Below are 19,941 nucleotides of genomic sequence, written 5' to 3' on the forward strand. Positions count from 1 at the left end.
AGAGTAAATGATGTTTCAGGCTGCAATTAGGCCTGATTTACGCTTGAATTTTAGCCAGTTAACCTCATTTATAGGGGATGATAGAATCCTTGAACCTCCCCCAGTCCAGCGCCGATATTACCGCAAATATCCGTGCCATTCTTGCCAATTTACCGAACCTGCCCGGCGTTTACAAAATGCTCGGTGCAAACGGTGAGCTGTTATATGTGGGCAAGGCCAAAAACCTGAAAAACCGGGTTTCCAGCTATTTTGTCAAAACCATTGACCATCCCAAGACCCGTGCGCTGGTTGCCCGCATTGTGCATATTGAAACCATGGTGGTGCGCAGTGAAACCGAAGCGCTGCTGCTGGAACAAAACCTGATCAAGCAGCATCGTCCGCCGTATAACATCATGCTGCGTGACGACAAGTCGTACCTGTATGTGTTTGTGTCCAGCGACAAGCCTTACCCACGGCTGGCGGCTGGACGTGGCAAGGGCCAGCATCAGGCCGGTAAATTCTTTGGGCCGTACCCCAGTGCGACCAGTGCACGTGAGACCATGCTGGTACTGCAAAAACTGTTTATGGTGCGTCAGTGCGACAATAACTTTTTTGCCCAGCGTAAGCGGCCTTGTCTGCAATACCAGATTAAGCGTTGCCGTGCGCCGTGTGTCGGCATGGTAAGCCCGGAAGATTATGCACAGGATGTGGCACACACAATTCGCTTTTTAAAGGGCGATACCCGTGAGCTAAATCAGGAACTGATTGGCAATATGGAGCGCGCCGCCGAACAGCTCAAGTTTGAAGAAGCGGTGTTTTATCGTGACCGGGTGGGTTTGTTGCGTGAAGTACAAGCCCAGCAAGCTGTCTATAAGGTAAAAGGTGAAGCCGATATTCTGGCCATTGCGCAGCAGGCTGGCGTGGTGTGCGTGCAAGTAATGAATGTGCGTAGCGGCCGTATGCTGGGCGGCAAGGCATTTTTTCCGGATCTGGCATCTGCCTATCAGGAAAATGGCGATAGTCAGACCAGCACCGATGAGCAACTCGGCTGCATGCTGTCTGAATTTATGGCCTCGTTTTATTTTCAGTTTGCCGATGAATTGCCGGAGGAATTAATTGTTAACGTAGCTTTACCGGATGCGCCCAGTCTGGAACAGGGCTTAAAACAGCATTTTGATCAGCGTGTGCAAATTAAAAACAAGGTGCGTGAAACCCGGGCGGAATGGCTGGAACTGGCGGTGATGAATGCCGAAAATGCCTTGCACGCCCGGTTGTCCAATCATCTGGAATTGCGTGAGCGTTTTGCAGTGTTGCAGGAGCTTACACAGCGCTCAATTGACCGGATTGAATGCTTTGATATCAGTCACACCATGGGTGAATCGCCGGTAGCGTCCTGCGTGGTGTTTGATCAGGGTGGCGCCCGTAAACGTGATTATCGCCAGTTTGATATCAAGGATATTACCGCAGGTGATGATTATGCGGCCATGCGTCAGGCCTTAACCCGGCGTTATAAAAAAGCCCCATTACCGGATTTATTGCTGATTGATGGTGGTAAGGGCCAGCTTAAAATGGCGATGGAAGTCATGGATGAGTTGAAACTGGATGCCTTTATGATTGGCGTATCCAAGGGGGAAGGGCGTAAACCCGGTCTTGAAACCCTGCATTTTACCGATGGCCATAAAATCCAGCTGGAAAGTGACAACAAGGCTCTGCATCTGATTCAGCAGGTGCGTGATGAAGCGCATCGGTTTGCCATTACCAAACACCGTGCCAAGCGAGATAAAAAGCGCGGGGGCTCGGTACTGGAAGTGATTCCCGGACTTGGGCCAAAACGCCGCCGTGATTTGCTCACCCATTTTGGCGGCATACAAGGCGTGCTTAAAGCGTCGGAAAATGAGCTGGCGCTGGTGCCCGGTTTTGGCAAGGCGCTGGCACGCACTGTTTATAAAATCCTGCATGAATAAACAGCTTTTTTACCGCCTTCCTGTCGTTGTGTTGGCACTGGCAGGAAGGTGGTTAAAGCAGCAAGAATAAAAATAAGATACTGATTTAAAATGGTATTAATCTTAAAATAGATTGAGGTGTGGCAGTTTTTAAAAAAAGCCTGAACGTTTAGGTCATATTTTTTGCTATAGAAATGCATTACTTTTGTCTAAAAAGGAACTCACTTGGGTATGCTCATGGGTAGGCTCAAGTGCGTTTGTATTTCTTTAAAAACTGGAGAGCACCATGCAACTGGATCAATTACTGGCAAATGCCGCACAGCAGCAGGAAATTTCTATTCCTGAAGGCTGGGGACAGGGGCGTGCTTTGTTTGGCGGACTGGTGGCTGGCCTGATGGTTGCGCATGCTGAACAACTGGTGAATGACACTGCCAAGGTATTGCGTTCTGCGTTTGTCAGTTTTATCGGCCCAGTGGCGCCGGGTGCTGCCCACTTAAACGCGCAGGTGTTACGCACGGGTAAATCAGTCACCAGCATTCAGGTGCAACTCTTGCAGGAAGGGCAGGTACAATCGGTGCTGGTGGCCAGTTTTGGTGCAGGTCGTGAATCCATGATTGATTTGCCGGGTCGCCACGATGCCCCAGTGTTTAAGGCACCTGAACAATGTCAGCCTTTACCATTTATTCCCGGCATGACGCCTGAGTTTTTCCAGCATTTTGATGCCATGTGGGCCGAAGGCCAGATGCCATTTACCGGGTCAAAGCAGCCGGATTTTGGCGGCTGGATGCGCCTAAAACCCACTGAGAAAGTGGCAAAAATTAATCTACCGCATTTCTTTGTGCTGGGCGACATGTGGCCACCCTCAGTATTGCCAATGTATAACCGTGTGGCACCAGCCAGTTCACTGAGCTGGAACCTGGAACTGATTCAATTGCCTGCACAAGCCAGCGGGGATAGCTGGTGGCAGTATCAGGTCAATACTGAATTTGCAGGCGATGGCTATGCCTATACGCAAGCCAAAATCTGGGATGCACAAGGCAGACTGGTGGCATTAAGTCGTCAAACAGTCACAGTATTTATTTAATGATAGAAAGTGGCAAAGCAAGGTTTTTGTGCTGACCTTTGCCGTTTAAAAGGTGAGGTTAGGTTTTGCGCTCAGATGATGCGAGAAGCCAAAACACTTAATTATGTTTTGTTCCTAAAACGAAGTTGCTTTCTTGCACGGCAATGCCATTCATTCCTCGCCACTCAAGCATATGAGGCATATATGCCGCAAGGTCTTGCGCTCGGGTAGAGTGAGAATTAACACTCCGCAAGAATCGCTAGTTTCTCCTCGCCACTCAGGCGTAGCCTTCGTCTTGCGCTCGGGTGGCGATTCTCAATCGCCACTGACCCTCGCCACTCAAGCACAGCTTTCGTCTTGCGCTCGGACAAAGCAGTGCTTTGTTATTTCCTCGCTCATGATATGATGCAATGAATTTCCTTATTCCTTCTAGTGGATTTTTCTATGGCAGGAACGATTTTAAATATTCCCAATATTCTAACCATTGCACGGATTGCACTGATTCCTGTTTTTTTGCTGATTGCCTATTGGCCACCCGCCATTGGGGTATATGGGCATGAAGGAAGCTGGACACGGCATATTATCCTGACCAGCCTGTTTATTCTGGCGGCTGTAACGGACTGGCTGGATGGTTATCTGGCGCGGGTACTCAATCAAACTTCTGCCTTTGGCCGTTTTCTGGATCCCGTGGCAGATAAGCTAATGGTCGCTGCGGCATTAATCGTGCTGGTGCAATGGCAGCCTACCATTAGCATGGCTTTTGCCGCCATTGTAATTATTTCGCGTGAAATTACTGTATCCGCCTTGCGGGAATGGATGGCGGAACTGGGCGCGCGCACTAGCGTGGCGGTATCGACGGTAGGCAAGTACAAGACTGCTTTTCAGATGATTGCCATTAGCGTATTTCTGCTCAACTGGAAAGCCATTGAGCCAGCCGCATATATTTTGTTATATACCGCAGTGATTTTAACCTTGTGGTCAATGATTATTTATTTACGTGCCGCATGGCCATATTTAAAGCAGCCTTAAATCATCAGATTAATAAAGCCAAAACCCTGCATGTCAGGGTTTTTTAATGGAAAACTAAAAAATGAAAACTAAAAATAGATTTTAGTTTTTCATTTCTTCCTCAGGACTGAGCGTTCTGGCAATTTTTTCAATATTCAGGCTTTTGGCCATGGCATCAAAAATTTCCTTATACACTTGCGAGTTTTTATACAGCGCATGATGTTCACCATGCTCCACAATGCGCCCTTCTTTCATCACATAGGTGTAATCGGCATCAATAATCTGCGATAGGCTATGTGAAATAATCACTACCGTGCGGCCTTGCTTGATTTGGTCAAGACTGTGCTTGATTTGCTCGGTAGCAATGGCATCCAGACTGGCCGTGGGTTCATCCAGAAAAATAATCGGTGGGTTTTTTAAAAACATGCGAGCAATGGCAATGCGCTGCTGCTGGCCGCCGGAAAGCAGCAACGCATCAGACGCATAACCATGTTCCAGCGCCATAATTTGCTCGTGAATTGACGCCTGTTGTGCTGCTTCAATAATTTCCGCCATGCTGGCATTCATCTTGCCATAGCGAATATTTTCTTCAATGGTACCCTGAAAAATATGGTTTTTTTGCAGCACCAACCCAATATGGTCGCGCAGGTAAGCGGTGTCCATATCCTTTAAATCGACGCCATCCAGCAAAATGCTACCGGAATCGGCCAGATAAAACTTGTCCAGCAGGCTAATCAGCGTGGTTTTGCCTGCACCAGATAGACCGACCAGTGCAGTAATCTTGTTAGGGCGAATAGTCATGCTAATGTCTTTTAGCGCATGGTGGCCATTGGGATAATGAAAATCCACCTGCTTGAGTTCGAACTGCCCTTTAATCACAGGTTTTTGCTGTCCTGTGGGTTCAATTTCCTGATCTGCCTCCAGAATGGTAAAAAAGCTTTCCGAATAAATCATGGCATCATTGATTTCATCATAAATCCGGTGCAACTGGCGAATTGGCGCGGACACATTATTAAACAGCAGCACGTGATACATTATCATGCCAATGCTCATTTGCCGGTTCAGCACAAAATAGGCGGTCAGGATAATAATCAGCACCACCCCAATTTGTTCGATAAAGGTTTTTAGCCCATCAAACAAAAAGCTGGTTTGCCGGGTTTGCATCTGGTTTTGCGTTAAATCCTTTTGCAGGCCCAGTTGCTTGTCGGCTTCAATGTTTTCACGGTTAAAGGATTTAATCACCGTGATGGAATTAATAATACTGAGAATGCCCTGACTTTTTTGTTCACGACCCTGCCGCAATTTACGCCGCCAGCCACCCAGTTTTTGTGCCTGAACATAGGTGAGCCAGAAGTACACCGGCACAATGCACAGGGCAACAGTTCCGACCCAGATATTGGCATAAAACATTAAACCCAATGCCACAATGGCACTGGTAAACAGCGGCAAAATATCAATAAAAAAGATTTGCACCAGCCGGGTGAGCGAGCCAATGCCGCGGTCAATCCGGGTTTGCAGCTTGCCAGCCTGATTATCATCTTCAGTGAAAAAAGTCAGGCGATAGGTGAGGAATTTTTCAATAATATTTTGTGCCAGATCCTGTGACACCATAATTCGTAAGCGTTCACCATAAAATTTCTGGCCAAATTGTACTAATGCATTCAGCACTTCCTTGATTAGTAACACGGCACTAATGGTGATTAAAATAGGCCAGCCTTGCGCCAGGCCCTGTCCTGCCTTGATCAGCTGATTAATACTGTCGACTGCATATTGCAGCGTGAGTGCATTCACCTGTGCAGTCAGCGACCCAATCAAGGTGAGGAGCAGGGTGGCAATCACCAAAGTACGATAAGGACGCACAAAAGGCTTAAGCTTCTGGAACAGCTGCCACAGAGTCATAAAGAAAAAATCAGCAGTTTAAAAAGACAAATTCAGTGTAGGCGACCAGCTTGCAATGGCTCAAGATAAAACCAGAAGAAGTTGCGAAAAGCGATAAAAAACTAAACACGGAGAGCTAACAAAGCAGGCGCGCCTTATTGTTGTAATGTTAATAATATTTAGCGGAAACCGCTTGAGGAATGATTAACGCACAGTGAGCATGAAAAAATTAAGGTGTAATACCTACCGATTCTCTAAACCAGCTTTCAACGAGCATGACAGCAGCCAGACTATCGGCACTGGTTTTTTTACTATGGCCTTGCTGCTGGTAAGACAACAGGGTATGACGTGCCTCGCGGGTGGTTAGCCGCTCATCCAGCATCCAGACTGGCTTGTTAATCCGGTGCTTTAAACGGCGGGCAAACTTGCGCGCACGGGCTGACAATTCGGACTCGCTATCATCCATATTGAGCGGCAAACCAACTACACATGCATCAGGTTGCCACTGGGCAATAATTTGCTCCAGCTTGTCCCAGTCGGGAATACCATCACGCATTGGAAACAATGGCAGGGGCTGGCCAGTTCCAGTGAGGCTGTTGCCAATAGCAATGCCCATTTTCTGAGAGCCAAAGTCAAAGCCCATGACCTTTTGTAGCGGATGATCCATCAGGCATGCCCAATATCGGGTGACAGCCAATTGGTATCCAGCCCAATTTTGGCCGCCGCCGCTGACCAGCGCTGCTCATACGGCAGGTTAAACAACAGTTCCATGTCAGCATCGCAGACCAGCCAGTCGCCCTTAGCCAGTTCTTCTTCGAGTTGATGCGGTTGCCAGCTGGCATAGCCCAGCATGATCTGGTAGCGCTCCACCCCTTCATTGTGGGCAATGGCTTCCAGAATATCCTTGCTGGTGGTCACACACACATTTTCACTCACGGCAATAGAGGATTGCCATACCGGATTACCCGTGTGCAGCACAAAACCGGCTTCTGGGCGCACGGGGCCACCTTCCAGCACCGCATGTGGCCTAACAATATCGGGGCTAATCTGCAAATCAATTAGCAAGTCCTTGATTTCAATATGGCTTGGCCGATTAATGATTAAACCCTGGGCGCCCTGATCATCATGTCGGGCAATATAAACAATGGTCTGGGCAAAAAAATCATCATTCAGCTGCGGTGGTGCAATCAAACAGCGATGGGTTAGGTAAGTTTTCGCCAAGGTAGGGGATGCTCCTAAACAGTAGACCGTGCAGGCACCGTGGCACACTTTGGCATAGGTCACACTGCAGTTATCAGAATTGTAATAAAAATAATAAGGGTAAAACCTGCAAATACAAGGCTTACGGATTACTAAATCAAAGCTTCGCAATTACTATAGAGTCTTCTAGGTTTTAGCAAAACTGGCCTGCTGATCAGGAGTGTTTCAGATTCAGCAGGTGACGGGCATGTTGTAATGTGGTTTCAGTAATTTCAACACCACCGGACATCCGGGCCAGCTCAACAATTCGCTGTTCGTCTTCTAGCGCATAAATAATGCTGGACGCCTGCTTGGTTTGCTGTTTTTCCACCAGCAGGTGCTGGTCAGCCTGCGCGGCCACCTGGGGCTGATGGGTAATACACAGGATTTGTACATGCTTGCCAAGGTCACGCAGCAAGCGGCCTACAATTTCAGCCGTACCGCCGCTAATACCTACATCCACTTCATCAAATACCAAGACATCCGCTTCGGTTTTTTCAGCATTCATCACCTGCATCACTAGCGCAATACGCGACAATTCGCCACCCGATGCCACTTTAGCCAGTGCTTGCGCAGGAATGCCCTTATTGGCAGTAAAATACAATTGAATGTGGGATAAGCCATCAGCATTGGGTTGATCCAGTGTTTCAAAACCAAATTCAAAGTAGGCTTCCGGTAAGGCAAGCGGGCGTACCTGACGGGTCAGGTTTTCTGCCAGTGGCATTGCTGCCGCGCGTCGTGCCTGATCCAGCGCCTGAGCCAGCTTTAGAAATTGCTGATGTGATTGCTCAACCTGTGCGGCCAGCGCTTCCGGATCATCTAGTAAATTCAGGCGATCCAGTTCGGTTTGCCAGGTTTCGGATAAACCATTTAATTCTTCTGGCGTCACCCGGTATTTACGGGCCAGCCGATGAAACACTTCCAGATGCTCATTCAGCTCGGTCATGCGCTCCGGGTCAAAATTTTGCTGGTCAACAAACTGGCGCAACAAGGCCACGGCATCAGTTAGTTCGCTTTGTGCATTAATCAGTCGTTCACTCACCTCACTAAGCTGGGCCGAACGGCTGGCCTGACTTTCAGCGCGGCGGCTAAACACGGCCAGTTGCTGCATGACATTATTGTCCTGCTCATCCAGCCCATCCAGCAATGCCGCACAATCCTGCATCATGCTTTCAAAATGGCTTAAGCGGTCATATTCCTGCTCAAGATCAGCATAATTCAATGCAGCCAGTGGCAGAATTTCTTCCAGTTGAGCTTCCAGTTCAATCATGCGGGTCTGGCGGCTGGCTGCTGCTGCCAGTGCCGATTGCTGCTCCTTAAGCAAATGCTGCCAGTGATGATAAGCCTGCCGCACGTCATGGGCCTGAGCCTGCAAGCCCGTGTAGCGATCCAGCCAGTTTTTGGGGTAGGGAGGTTCCAGCAGTTGTTGCTGGCTATGCTGACTATACAGTTGCACCAGCAGGCGTCCGGCTTCCTTGAGTTCAGTCAGGCTTGACGGGCGGCCATTAATCCATGCCTTGCTACGGCCATTATTTAAAATGACCCGACGCAAATGAATTTCGCCATGCTCACCATCTGGATCTATATTGTCATTTAGTTCGCGCTCACTCAGCCATGCATCAATCGGGTCATTTTTTTTATAGTCAAAGCTGGCGGTCACGTCCGCTTTATCGGTGCCAAAACGTACATGCGCCACATCGGTACGCTCGCCCAGACAAACTGATAAGGCGTCCAGCAATAACGATTTTCCGGCACCTGTTTCACCGGTTAACACATTGAAACCACTTGCTAAATCAAGTGATAGCTGTTCGGCCAGCGCAAAGTTTTGTAATGTTAAATTGGTGAGCATTCAAACCCTTTATTTCATGAAATATGCTTGAATTAATAGCTGGTCAATAAGGTAACGAATCATGCTGATAGTACACAGCTTGCCAAAGCGAGAAAAGCCATTTAAACGGGTTTTTGCAGTTTTACTGGTAAAAGCATCCTTAAAGAAACACAAGCGTTCAGTGACCCATGATCAGGCTGGTTTAATCTCCACTTCGTTTAAAACCTGCTTGCGATTTATAGGGCAACATATTCAGAGGACAACCAATTTATGATGCAATGGCAACAAAAGGAAATCAGTCTTAAGGCACGGCCTCGCGGCTTTCATTTGGTTACCCATGAAATTGTGCAGCAATTGCCAGAGCTGGCGCAGTTTGAACTGGGACTACTGCATTTGTGGATTCAGCATACCTCGGCAAGTTTAAGCATTAATGAAAATGCCGATCCGGATGTGCGTCTGGACTTTGAAAGTTTTTTTAACCGCCTGGTGCCTGAAAGTGAACCTTATTATCGGCACAACGATGAGGGACCAGATGACTTGCCTGCGCATTTTAAAAGTAGCCTGCTAGGTTGTGAACTCACCATTCCTATTCGTCAGGGAGGCTTAAAAATGGGAACCTGGCAGGGTATTTATCTGGGTGAACATCGGAATCAGGCAGGCTCGCGCCAGATTGTAGCCACTCTTCAAGGACAGACAAAAAGCGAATAAAGCGTTTTTTTACTTAAAAATCAAATTGTCTTTAGCCTGCCTTTATGACAGCTTGGTATAGGACTTAAGTTGCAGAATATTTTGCCAAAGGCTCTAGCGAGGCGACTTGTGCTTGCGCTAAACTACAGCGGTCTTTTGCGGAGTGACATGATGAATCCAGCACAATTTGATCAAGTGACGGTTATTAAAAAAGCCAACATCTATTTTGATGGAAAGTGCATTAGCCATACCGTCCAGTTTGATGATGGCAGTAAAAAAACAGTTGGTGTCATTTTGCCCACCGAAAAGCCGCTGGTGTTTGAAACCCATGTCCCTGAGCGCATGGAAATTATTTCCGGTGAATGCCGGGTCAAAATTGCGGATCAGGCGGAGAGCGAGCTTTACCGTGCTGGCCAGTCGTTTTATGTGCCGGGCAGCAGCCGTTTCTTTATTGAAACGCAGGAACCTCTGGATTACGTGTGTCATCTGGAAGGCTAATAGCCTACATGTGCATCCTGCGTTTTTAGGTATTTGCTTTATTGGCAATAAAATTCTGTCTTCAAAGGATTTTATTGCTGCCTTTAATCCGCTGGCTGACCTATCAATCCTGTAGGGCATAGCGCTACAGGATTTTTCATTTTTAACTCCCTCAAATTTTATTTCCCCAACTCAAGAACGTATCGTCGTTCTCACGTGCGCTGAAAATTATGGCTAAACCTGAATATCACTTTGGCTTGCACAGTGTGGAAGCCTTATTGCAAACCCAGCCGGAAAGCATTTTAAGCCTGTTTATCTTGCAGGGCCGTGATGATGCACGCCTGACGCAAGTGCTGGCGCAAGCTGTGCCACATGGCATTAGTGTGCAGCGTGCCAGCCGTGACACACTGGCCAAACTTGCCGGGTCACCCCAGCATCAGGGCATTGTGGCCGCCGTACGTGCAGCACCCAGCTTAAATGAGCAAGATCTGGAGCAACTGATCCAGCGTGAAGACAATGTCTTTTTGCTGGTGCTTGATCAAATTACTGATCCACATAATCTGGGTGCCTGTATCCGTACTGCAGCCGCGATGGGTGTGCATGCAGTAGTTGTCCCAAAAGACCGTGCAGCAGGACTAACGCCAGTTGCGCGTAAGGTTGCTGCCGGGGGCGCAGAAAAAATTGCCTTTATTCAGGTGACCAATCTGGCCCGGACACTAGCTAGCATTCGCGAGCAAGGCGTGCAGGTTATTGGCACCTTGCTGGATGAACAAGCCAAGCCTATTGATCAATGTAATTTCAAGGGTGCTATTGCTGTGGTAATGGGCGCTGAAGACACGGGTTTGCGCCGCCTGACTCAGGCACAGTGCGATCAAATGGCCTATATTCCAATGTCTGGTCAATTGCAAAGTCTGAATGTTAGTGTGGCAACCGGCATGGTGTTGTATGAGGCCTGCCGGCAGCGTGGACAGGGCACATAAGTATGAGCCAGAGTGCCGCACCAGATATAAAAAAAGGCTATTTGCTGTTACTGATCACCATGCTGATCTGGGGTAGTTTTACCCTGATGTCGCGGTTGGGTGCCAAGCAGGATTTAACTGCCTGGGATATCACGGCTTTGCGATTTGCCACGGCTTTTGTAGTGCTGATGCCGATTCAACTGTGGCGTCGTGAACTGAAATTTTTGCTGGATAAACGGATTTTATGGTTAGCATTACTGGGCGGTATCGGCTATTCCTGCGCAGTTTATTCCGGATTTAGTTATGCACCCGCTGCCCATGCGGCAATCTGGCTCAATGGTTTTTTACCCTTGGCCACTGCCATCAGTGCATGGATAGTACTCAAGGAGCCTTTTGGCAAGAACACCTGGATTAGCTTGTTGTTTATGGCGGCAGGACTTAGTGGCATGATGGCTGTCATGCAATATGAGGGGCAGTTTTACCTATCCATAGGTGATGCCTTTTTTGTGCTGGGCGCCGCACTCTGGGGTATTTATACGGTTTTTCTGAAGCGCTGGATGTTACCACCTTGGCAGGCTATGGCAGGTGTTGCCATCTGGACAGCCATTGTATATTTGCCGGTGTATGCCTTGTTTTTACCTAAAAAACTGGCGCAGGCCAGCCACATGGTGATGTTAGAGCAGGGCATATTTCATGGCGTGTTTGTGGTTATCATTGCTATGCTCACCTATATTGGTGCGGTAGAGCGGCTAGGCGCTTTTAAAACCGGGAGTCTGCTGGCCTTAGCCCCATTTCTGGCCGCACTGGCTGCAGTTCCTTTGTTGAATGAACCCTTGAATCTTGCGATTGGTGTAGGATTATTAGGAATGGGCATTGGTGCATTACAACCATGGCGGCTATGGCGTCAGGGTTAGCATAACCACATGAATTAAATAGTGTTAGACAGTGCCAGATACTGCTGATGTAATGGCATCAACTGGCTATATAAATGGGTTAAATCGCCATCGTTAACCACAATATCATCAGCATGTGTTTGCCGTTGCAGGCGCGGCATTTGTACCTGCATGATTTTGGCAATGGCCTCGGATGACTGGCTGTCACGCAGGCTCGCGCGTGACAATTGCAGATGTTCTGGCACATCCACGAGTAAAACGCGATTTACTAGTTCATGTTGCCGGCTTTCAATCAGCAAGGGTGAGACCAGCATTACATAAGGTGAAGTGGCATGCTGCAGTTGGGAGATAATTCGCTGGCGAATACGGGGATGGGTAATTTGTTCCAGCATTGTACGTGCATCAGGATGACTAAAAATATGCTGACGTAATGCCGCACGATCCAGCGAACCATCTGGCTGTAGTACCCAATTACCAAAAGCTTGGCGAATATCGCTAAGGGCAGGTTCACCCGGTGCAACAATCTCACGAGCCACGACATCGGCATCCACAACAGTAATCCCTTGCTGGGCAAACCAGTCACTGGCTGCCGTTTTACCGCTACCAATGCCGCCTGTTAATCCAATAATCAGACCCATAGTGGATTAAATTTCCTTTTTTAGCCATTGCCCAGATAAATAGTCATTAACTGGTTGCCCCAGATTAATGCAATCCAGCCTGCAATGGCCAGATAAGGACCAAAGGCGAACGGCTGATTTTCCTTGCGGATTTTAAGTAAAACAATACCAATGATGGCGCCTACGAGTGAAGAAAGCAGGATAATCAAGGGCAGCATCAATGGACCTAACCAAGCACCTAATGCCGCTAATAGTTTAAAATCGCCATAGCCCATGCCTTCCTTGCCCGTCACCAACTTAAACACCATATAAACCAGCCAAAGCGCCATAAAGCCAATGACATAACCCCAAATTGACTGGACAGGTGAAACAAATAAGCTCTGGGTATTGATCAGTAAGCCTAAGCCTGCCAAGGGCAAGGTGAGACTATCGGGCAACAGCTGAGTATCAAAATCAATGCCAGTTAATGCAATAAGTACCCAGGTTAAAACCAGCGCTGCCAGCATTTTCAGGCTAGGGCCAAAAGTGAGTACGACAGCAATAGAAGCTAACATGGTGAGTAATTCAACCAAAGGATAGCGAATACTGATTGGCGCTTGGCAGTTTGAACATTTACCGCGAAGTACTACCCAGCTTATTAATGGAATATTTTCATACCAGCGAATTTTGTGCTGGCAATGTGGGCAGGTTGAAGCAGGCTTGCTTAGAGTTAATACAGGTGACTCAATTGGTGTAGCACTAGCTGGGCTATCATTTAATAAAATGGCGCATTCATAGCGCCATTCCTGTTCCATCATTTTTGGCAGGCGGTAAATCACCACATTTAAAAAACTGCCAACACACAATCCCAGAAGAGCAATGGCAATAGTAAGTAACCATGGGGTCGTGGATAAAAGCTGAAGAATATCCTGCATTAAACGACTGAACCCATCTGGAAAATTGGTAGATACATGGCAATGACCAAGCCGCCAACCAGAACACCTAAAATTGCCATAATTAACGGTTCCATCATACTGGTCAAGCCATCTACCGCATTATCTACTTCATTTTCAAAATGAGTGGCTACCTTTTCCAACATAGCATCCAAGGCACCCGATTCTTCACCAATCGCCACCATTTGCACCGCCATGGAAGGAAAACGATCTGTACTGCGCATAGCAAACTGAAGTTGCTGACCCGTGGACACGTCCTCACGAATACGCATAACGGCATCGTAATAAATCACATTATTAGTGGCACCCGCTGTTGATTCCAAGGCATCAATCAGTGGAACGCCTGCAGCAAAAGTCGTTGCCAAGGTGCGGCTATAACGCGCAATAATCGCTTTATAAACCAGATCGCCAAAAATAGGTGCTTTCAAGGCAGCACGATCCAGAAAATCACGAAATGCTTTGCTACGTTTTTTGGCTTCTATAAAAGCCCCAATGGTTATACCAATAACAGCAATTAAAATATACCAGTAGGATTGCATCCATTTGGACATATTTACTACCATCTGAGTAAAAGCAGGCAAATCTGCACCAAAAGAACTAAATAAATCCTGAAATACAGGAACCACTTTAACCATCAAAATAATCGTTACAATTAAGGCCACGATAATAACGGTGATGGGGTACTTAAGTGCTTTTTTGATTTTCTGTTTTAACAGTTCACTTTTTTCTTTGTAAATTGCCACACGGTCCAGCATGGTTTCCAAAGCACCTGATTGTTCACCTGAACCAACCAGCGAGCAAAACAAGTCATCAAAGTATTGCGGGTACTTGCGTAAAGCCCCTGCAAAACTATTGCCCCCTTCCACTTCTGCTTTAATTCCTAATACCACTTCACGCATGGCCGGATTTTCCAGGCCTTCTGCTACAATTTCAAAGGATTGAACGAGGGGCACTCCTGCTTTCATCATGGTCGCTAATTGTCGAGTGAAGATGGTGATATCAAGGGTTTTTACTTTCTTTTTACTTAAAAAAGCTAAAAGATCCTTTTTCTTTTGATAAATCTTGGCTACAGTAATGCCTTGCTTGCGTAGGGTAACCTTAGCCAACGCCATATTTTTACTGGGAATTTCACCTTTAACTTTTTGTCCACGACGGTCTACACCTTCATAAACAAAATTAGGAGTTAGTTCGGCTTTTTTAGTTGCCATGATTATTATCGTCCCTAGTAATCTTATTCGCTGGTGACACGGTTAATTTCTTGCAGGCTGGTCATCCCTTGCATCACTTTTCTTAAGCCTGAACGGCGTAAGTTGGCAAAGCCTGCGCGCTGGGAAGCATCAGCAATTTCAATGGCATTGCCATCTTCCATAATGATGCGGGCAATTTCCGGGGTAACTTTCATAACTTCATAAATCCCCACACGGCCTTTATAACCATCGCGGCATTCACTACAGCCCATGGGCTGGTACACCGTAAATCCTGTCGCAATATCCTCATCGGTAAACCCCATTTCCTTGAGACTTTGCGCTGGAATATCAACCGGTTTTTTGCAGCTATTACACAGACGACGTGCAAGGCGCTGGGCAATAACCAGATTTACCGAGGTTGCAATATTAAAGGAAGGAACCCCCATATTGCGCAGACGGGTCAGGGTTTCTGGCGCACTGTTGGTGTGCAGGGTAGACATTACCATGTGGCCGGTTTGTGCCGCCTTAATGGCAATTTCTGCGGTTTCCAAGTCACGGATTTCCCCTACCATGATGATATCGGGATCCTGACGCAAAAATGATTTTAAGGCACTGGCAAAGGTAAGGCCTACCTTGGGATTCACATTGACCTGATTAATCCCTTCAAGGTTAATTTCGACCGGATCTTCTGCCGTGGAAATATTATTTTCAACGGTATTAAGGATGTTTAAGCCAGTATAAAGCGATACTGTTTTACCAGAACCTGTGGGTCCCGTAATCAGTAACATACCTTGAGGCTTGTCCAGTGCATCCATAAACAGGGCTTTTTGTTCAGGTTCATAGCCTAGCGCATCAATCCCCAGCATGGCACTGGAGGGATCCAGAATACGCAGCACCAGCTTTTCACCAAACAGAGTGGGTAGCGAGTTTACCCGGAAATCGATGGCCTTGGTTTTGGAAATCTTAAGCTTGATCCGGCCATCCTGCGGAATCCGTTTTTCAGAAATGTCCATTTGTGACATCACTTTTAGACGCGCAGCCAGCCGTGTGGCAATTTGTACTGGCGGCTTGGCCACTTCACGCATGACGCCGTCAACCCGGTAGCGTACCCGGTAGCTTTTTTCATAGGGTTCAAAGTGCAAGTCGGATGCACCCATCCGGATGGCATCAATCAGCAGTTTATTGACAAACTTGACTATAGGCGCTTCATCAGCAGCGGGCGCATCATCATCATCTTTATTGCTTTGGGTATCGATGGAATCAGCTTCAAGATCGAAATCCATGCCGTCATCGCCAAAATCGGCAAAATTACTGGTACCGGCATATAACTTTTCAATCATGCGTTGAAGTTTGTCTTCTTCAACCACAACTGTATCAACAGTAAGCTTGCTGTTAAAGCGGATGGCATCAATGGCTTCAACCCGGGTTGGGTCACTCATGGCCACAGACAAACGATTGCCGCGCTTAAAAATAGGTAACGCAGAAAACTGACGAATAATTTTTTCTTCAACGATATCGCGTGGGATAGCGTCATTGTCCAGCGCATCAAGATCAAATAGCGGGTCGCCAAATTCCTGAGCAATAATATTGGCAATCTGGCTGGCTGAAACGCCAATATTCGACACCAACGCAGTAACCAATGTGGTTTTATCACGTTGTGATTCGCTAATTGCGCGCTGCATATTGGCAGCCGTAACAACACCGTCATTAACCAGGCGTCGTGCCAGACCACCAAATGATATCGTTGCTGTTTGTTCAGCAGCCATGAACATCCCACCTTAACAGATATGCTGTCATATATATTACGTTGACCATCCCTGATAATTAAACACTATAACTCAGGCACTCCATCAGTACAATCGACTGTTAAAGCTTGTTTAAATCCATACCTGTGAACTCAGTAACAATTTCCAGAGCAAAGCGTGGCACAGACTCAGCATTTGGCAGGCTGACCTGTTCAGTGAACATGGCCAGTGGTCTAACCCATAATGAAAATTCACCATATAAACAGCGGTATACCACTAACCATTCTTCAGTTTCACTATGTCGGGCACAGCCCAATACCTGATAGCGATGGCCCTTATAGTGCCGGTAAATCCCTGCTGGAATAAGCGTTTGAGTTGAAGTATTTTCAGAGAACATATGAGGGTCTAGCCTTTAAATTTCAATGAATACGTATGCATTGATTTGGGATATTTTAACGCAAAACACAGGTAATAATTAAGACTTAACTGCCATAATAGTGCCCGGCAATGCATTCATGTTCATAACGCGCTGTCAGGGTTTGCAGGCGCTGGGTCTTTTTGGATTTTACCGTCGGATTATAAAGCTGCTGGCGTAGTTCATTACAATGATCATTTTTTCGAGCTGCCAGTGACGATGCAGAAGATTTTTTGCGTGTTTTTCTGGCTTTAACCTTGGTGGTATTTGTAGAGTTTAAGCCATTTATATCAATGGGCTGATCGTTTTTAACCACGGAAATGGGCGTTTTAATAAGAACAGGTTTACTGGCATGACCCTTGGCAGCCGCATGATCGCCAAAATGCCATTGTCCTGAACTATCCTGCCAGCGCTGTACTGTTTCAGCCTGCAGACTGGTTGATAACAGACTAGTGAACAATAAAAAAGATATAGCTATTAAAAGAGAAACAAAGCTCAATTGAGCTGCAGAAACTATTGTTAATGTTCTGAAAAAGTTTTTCTTCATGGTTCTGCTGGTGTTGTTGCTTAAATTTGAAGATATAAATTGTGGCATCATTAAAATAATCTGTCGTTTTAAGTTAGAATGCGCGTAGTTTTACTAAATTGGATTAATCTTGTCTATGCTGAGCAGCAAGGCCATGCCCGCTATTATGCCCTGGGTGATTGGAAACTGGAAAATGAATCCAGAAACCCCAACGGCACAACAACAATTAACCCAACAATTAATTGACCACATTGCAGAACATTTAGCTTCTGGCGCAGCGCTGGTTAACCTGAATTTGGCGGTTGCGCCAACCTTATTGCATTTATTAACAGTGCAGCAGCAACTACAGCAGGCTAAAAGCGCTGTTCAGGTCATCGCTCAGGATGTTTCCCGCTTTGCTGGTACGGGTGCCTATACAGGTGATGTATCGGCACAGTTGCTGGCGAATGCTGGTATAGGTATGACCTTAATTGGTCATTCAGAACGCCGCAGCCTGTATGGCGAAGATGCCACTGTTTTGCGGGAAAAATTGCAGGCTGCAATTAATGCCGGGTTAAAAGTGGTTTTTTGTGTGGGTGAAACCCTGACTGAGCGTGAAGCTGGACAGGCTGAGCAAGTGGTGCTTCAGCAGCTTGATGAGGTTTTTGACTGTATTGACTTGCAGCACTGGCAGCAAAATCTGATGGTGGCTTATGAGCCGGTATGGGCAATTGGCACAGGTAAGACTGCTAGTCCGCAAGATGCCGAAAGTATGCATGCGGCCATCCGTGCAGGCCTAAAAAACTATCATTCATCGCTTGTTGATCTGCCCATACTTTACGGCGGCAGTGTAAAACCTGATAATGCCGCATCTTTGGCCGCCTGTGCTAACATTAATGGGGCACTGGTTGGTGGTGCATCGCTGGATGCCGATTCATTTATTAAAATTGCCCGGGCTTTTAGCCAAGACCGCAAGGCCGGGTAGGAGAACGCAGTGGAAACGCTTGTACTGGTGGTTCATATTCTGGTTGCACTGGCCATGATCGGCCTGATCCTGATTCAGCAGGGTAAAGGTGCTGAAGCAGGTGCGTCATTTGGTGGCGGTGGTGCTGCTACAGTATTTGGTGCGTCTGGTGGTGCCAATTTTTTAACCCGGGCAACCGGCGTACTGGTGGCTATTTTCTTTGTTACCAGCATAACACTGGCCATTTTTGCCAAGCATAATGTGTCACGCCTATATGAGTTGCCAGGAAGCCAGACTGCGCCAGCACCAACATTGCCGACTGATTCTGCCAAGCCAGTGGTTGAAAGTTCATCAATCAATGTGGCAGGGTCGCAAACCCCTGCAAAATAAGCTTCCTTTTTTTTAAGAGGTCGCATAGAATGGCTGCCTTGTTGCGGGGGTGGTGGAATTGGTAGACACGCTACCTTGAGGTGGTAGTGCCTAACGGCGTGAGAGTTCGAGTCTCTTCCCTCGTACCATGTATTTGATTGATTTAGATCAATATATGGGAAGCAGTAAAGTGTGCGCTTGCAATTGTTAGTTGAAATTAACCATTGACAAAAGCGAAGGCTGGTATATAATACTTGCCTGTTGATGCGGGATGGAGCAGTCTGGTAGCTCGTCGGGCTCATAACCCGAAGGTCGTTGGTTCAAATCCAGCTCCCGCTACCATATTTAGAAAAGGCTCACATGGTTGAGCCTTTTTGTTCAGTACTATAAATATGTTTGGGTATTAAACAATCAGGTTTATAGGTATTGATAAAGTGGGCGATATCGCCCATTTTTTATTTGTCGTGTAGCCTAATGGTGATGGATAAGCGAAACATCAATTGCTGCCGCGCCCTGAAAATTTCCTAAACTCAGGTGTGGCGCAGATGCGCTTGCATCGACTTCTGATGACCCATCAAGTTCCCAACTATCTGTTTTAAAGAAGATAAATGAAGTTTTCTGCAAAAACTCAAGCCTTGTATGACCTGATAGCTCCTGCTGTAGCCGCCTGTGGTGTTGAGCTATGGGGCATTGAATTCCTGCCACAGGGCAAACGCTCGCTGTTACGTATTTATATTGATAAGCCGGAAAATCAGGACGACACTACAGCCGCTGATCAGCTGGTTGTGAGTAAGGATGCGTCTGCTTCCACTGCTGATGAAACGGATGCAGATGAGGATGCTGGCCGCGGTATTGGCGTTCAGGACTGCGTACAGGTTACCCATCAGGTCAGTGGTGTGCTGGACGTGCATGATCCGATTTCTGGCGAGTACGCGCTTGAAGTGTCTTCGCCGGGCTGGGATCGTCCGTTTTTTAGTCTCACACAAATGCAGGCATATATAGGGCAGAAAATTGCATTGCGCTTGATTTCTGCTGTTGCCAACCGTCGCAAAATGACAGCTACCCTGTTAGAGCTTAATGAACAGCAGATCGTGGTAGAGGTTGAAGGCCAGCGCTTAACCATTGATGGCGACAATATTGATAAAGCCAATCTGGTGTATGAGGATTAATCAGCCACAATTCATGTGAATGACGTAAGCCGCCTTTAGGATGAGCATAAAGCAAACTGATTTATAACAGGTTTAATTGATTAG

Annotated in this window: 20 protein-coding genes and 2 tRNA genes; 12 read left to right on the forward strand and 10 right to left on the reverse strand. The window is 47.0% G+C overall.

Annotated features, from left to right (window positions below; translation table 11 throughout):
- Positions 1-116: 116 nt before the first annotated feature.
- The 3 genes from uvrC (at position 117) to pgsA (ending at position 4,014) form a co-directional block, all read left to right on the forward strand.
- A complete protein-coding gene (gene uvrC / locus E2B99_RS10695; RefSeq protein ID WP_430981478.1) occupies positions 117-1,943 on the forward strand; it encodes an excinuclease ABC subunit UvrC in 1,827 nt (608 codons plus the stop codon).
- Positions 1,944-2,208: 265 nt separating this feature from the next.
- A complete protein-coding gene (locus E2B99_RS10700) occupies positions 2,209-3,006 on the forward strand; it encodes a thioesterase family protein (protein WP_134244933.1) in 798 nt (265 codons plus the stop codon).
- 423 nt (positions 3,007-3,429) lie between these two features.
- Positions 3,430-4,014 (forward strand): CDP-diacylglycerol--glycerol-3-phosphate 3-phosphatidyltransferase, encoded by a 585-nt coding sequence (gene pgsA / locus E2B99_RS10705; RefSeq protein WP_034279870.1) that lies wholly within the window; start codon positions 3,430-3,432, stop codon positions 4,012-4,014.
- 81 nt (positions 4,015-4,095) lie between these two features.
- On the opposite strand, the gene E2B99_RS10710 is transcribed toward pgsA, so the two are convergent.
- The 4 genes from E2B99_RS10710 to recN all read right to left on the reverse strand — a co-directional run bounded on the left by E2B99_RS10710 (position 4,096) and on the right by recN (position 8,959).
- Complete coding sequence (locus E2B99_RS10710; protein WP_134244934.1) at positions 4,096-5,892, reverse strand: ABC transporter ATP-binding protein; 1,797 nt, start codon at positions 5,890-5,892, stop codon at positions 4,096-4,098.
- A 208-nt stretch (positions 5,893-6,100) separates the two neighbouring features.
- Entirely contained in the window at positions 6,101-6,538 is a 438-nt protein-coding gene (gene ruvX, locus E2B99_RS10715) for a Holliday junction resolvase RuvX (protein WP_134244994.1), read from the reverse strand.
- Positions 6,538-7,092, reverse strand: a complete 555-nt coding sequence (locus E2B99_RS10720; protein WP_026471476.1) for a YqgE/AlgH family protein — start codon at positions 7,090-7,092, stop codon at positions 6,538-6,540. Before E2B99_RS10720 ends, ruvX begins: the two co-directional genes overlap by 1 nt.
- 193 nt (positions 7,093-7,285) lie before the next feature.
- On the reverse strand, positions 7,286-8,959 hold the full coding sequence (recN, locus tag E2B99_RS10725) for a DNA repair protein RecN (RefSeq protein ID WP_134244935.1): 1,674 nt from the start codon (positions 8,957-8,959) through the stop codon (positions 7,286-7,288).
- A gap of 249 nt (positions 8,960-9,208) precedes the next feature.
- Here recN and E2B99_RS10730 point away from each other — a divergent pair, with 249 nt between their 5' ends.
- From E2B99_RS10730 to E2B99_RS10745, 4 genes are all read left to right on the forward strand, one after another.
- Complete coding sequence (locus E2B99_RS10730) at positions 9,209-9,646, forward strand: secondary thiamine-phosphate synthase enzyme YjbQ (protein WP_240687809.1); 438 nt, start codon at positions 9,209-9,211, stop codon at positions 9,644-9,646.
- 150 nt (positions 9,647-9,796) lie between these two features.
- Positions 9,797-10,123 carry a pyrimidine/purine nucleoside phosphorylase gene (locus E2B99_RS10735; RefSeq protein ID WP_026471473.1) on the forward strand — a complete coding sequence of 109 codons (327 nt, stop codon included), beginning with the start codon at positions 9,797-9,799 and terminating at the stop codon, positions 10,121-10,123.
- 209 nt (positions 10,124-10,332) lie between these two features.
- The gene (gene rlmB, locus E2B99_RS10740) at positions 10,333-11,082 is read left to right on the forward strand and encodes a 23S rRNA (guanosine(2251)-2'-O)-methyltransferase RlmB (RefSeq protein WP_134244936.1); all 750 of its coding nucleotides are present in this window, start codon (positions 10,333-10,335) and stop codon (positions 11,080-11,082) included.
- 2 nt (positions 11,083-11,084) lie between these two features.
- On the forward strand, positions 11,085-11,975 hold the full coding sequence (locus tag E2B99_RS10745) for a DMT family transporter (RefSeq protein ID WP_134244937.1): 891 nt from the start codon (positions 11,085-11,087) through the stop codon (positions 11,973-11,975).
- Between the two features lie 14 nt (positions 11,976-11,989).
- On the opposite strand, the gene coaE is transcribed toward E2B99_RS10745, so the two are convergent.
- The 6 genes from coaE to E2B99_RS10775 form a co-directional block, all read right to left on the reverse strand.
- The gene (gene coaE, locus E2B99_RS10750) at positions 11,990-12,592 is read right to left on the reverse strand and encodes a dephospho-CoA kinase (protein WP_134244938.1); all 603 of its coding nucleotides are present in this window, start codon (positions 12,590-12,592) and stop codon (positions 11,990-11,992) included.
- Positions 12,593-12,612: 20 nt separating this feature from the next.
- Complete coding sequence (locus E2B99_RS10755) at positions 12,613-13,485, reverse strand: prepilin peptidase (protein WP_134244939.1); 873 nt, start codon at positions 13,483-13,485, stop codon at positions 12,613-12,615.
- Positions 13,485-14,711 (reverse strand): type II secretion system F family protein, encoded by a 1,227-nt coding sequence (locus tag E2B99_RS10760; protein ID WP_134244940.1) that lies wholly within the window; start codon positions 14,709-14,711, stop codon positions 13,485-13,487. Before E2B99_RS10760 ends, E2B99_RS10755 begins: the two co-directional genes overlap by 1 nt.
- Before the next feature lie 23 nt (positions 14,712-14,734).
- Positions 14,735-16,456 carry a type IV-A pilus assembly ATPase PilB gene (pilB, locus tag E2B99_RS10765; RefSeq protein ID WP_134244941.1) on the reverse strand — a complete coding sequence of 574 codons (1,722 nt, stop codon included), beginning with the start codon at positions 16,454-16,456 and terminating at the stop codon, positions 14,735-14,737.
- Between the two features lie 100 nt (positions 16,457-16,556).
- Positions 16,557-16,832: a DUF1653 domain-containing protein gene (locus E2B99_RS10770; RefSeq protein ID WP_134244942.1), complete on the reverse strand. Its 276-nt coding sequence runs from the start codon at positions 16,830-16,832 to the stop codon at positions 16,557-16,559.
- Between the two features lie 85 nt (positions 16,833-16,917).
- Positions 16,918-17,310, reverse strand: coding sequence for a DUF4124 domain-containing protein (locus E2B99_RS10775; protein ID WP_166739038.1), 393 nt, complete (start codon positions 17,308-17,310; stop codon positions 16,918-16,920).
- A gap of 220 nt (positions 17,311-17,530) precedes the next feature.
- Here E2B99_RS10775 and tpiA point away from each other — a divergent pair, with 220 nt between their 5' ends.
- From tpiA to rimP, 5 genes are all read left to right on the forward strand, one after another.
- The gene (gene tpiA, locus E2B99_RS10780; protein ID WP_134244944.1) at positions 17,531-18,340 is read left to right on the forward strand and encodes a triose-phosphate isomerase; all 810 of its coding nucleotides are present in this window, start codon (positions 17,531-17,533) and stop codon (positions 18,338-18,340) included.
- A 9-nt stretch (positions 18,341-18,349) separates the two neighbouring features.
- Positions 18,350-18,709, forward strand: a complete 360-nt coding sequence (secG, locus tag E2B99_RS10785) for a preprotein translocase subunit SecG (RefSeq protein ID WP_134244945.1) — start codon at positions 18,350-18,352, stop codon at positions 18,707-18,709.
- A 43-nt stretch (positions 18,710-18,752) separates the two neighbouring features.
- A tRNA-Leu gene (locus E2B99_RS10790) sits at positions 18,753-18,837 on the forward strand.
- Between the two features lie 116 nt (positions 18,838-18,953).
- Positions 18,954-19,030, forward strand: a tRNA-Met gene (locus E2B99_RS10795).
- A 266-nt stretch (positions 19,031-19,296) separates the two neighbouring features.
- Positions 19,297-19,857, forward strand: a complete 561-nt coding sequence (gene rimP / locus E2B99_RS10800; RefSeq protein ID WP_134244946.1) for a ribosome maturation factor RimP — start codon at positions 19,297-19,299, stop codon at positions 19,855-19,857.
- Positions 19,858-19,941: the final 84 nt, after the last annotated feature.

This window comes from Alkanindiges illinoisensis (genome assembly GCF_004377485.1).
Taxonomy (GTDB): Bacteria; Pseudomonadota; Gammaproteobacteria; order Pseudomonadales; family Moraxellaceae; genus Alkanindiges; species Alkanindiges illinoisensis_A.